Source organism: Mediterraneibacter sp. 210702-DFI.5.30 (assembly GCF_020560115.1).
Taxonomy (GTDB): domain Bacteria; phylum Bacillota; class Clostridia; order Lachnospirales; family Lachnospiraceae; genus Mediterraneibacter; species Mediterraneibacter faecis.
In genome coordinates this window covers 1-241 of the sequence record NZ_JAJCME010000153.1, presented here as the reverse complement: position 1 = coordinate 241, position 241 = coordinate 1, and the positions used below count along the sequence as shown (strand labels likewise).

The 241-nt window shown below is 41.9% G+C and carries 1 pseudogene; it reads right to left on the bottom strand.

The window, feature by feature from the left end:
- A pseudogene (locus LI126_RS15060) lies at window positions 1-241 on the bottom strand (hypothetical protein); the annotation flags it as partial.

The following is a 241-nucleotide window of genomic DNA, read 5'->3' as shown; positions in this document are numbered from 1 at the left end:
GCTGTTTGATCAGACTTTCCTTAGTGTGATGACGATAAGGGCTTAGATCCTGTTTGCCATTATGAATAATGTCATAGGCATAAATGGCACCGATCTCCCAATCCGCTGTTGCAACTGTTTGGAAATCAGCATGGATGTTTTTCATCGCTTGGGCTTGCGCACCGATTCCACTAAACGTTTCAATCAGTTTTAAAATGTTTTTTCTTCTCCTTTCTGGTTGTCCTTGACCAGCTCCATGTAA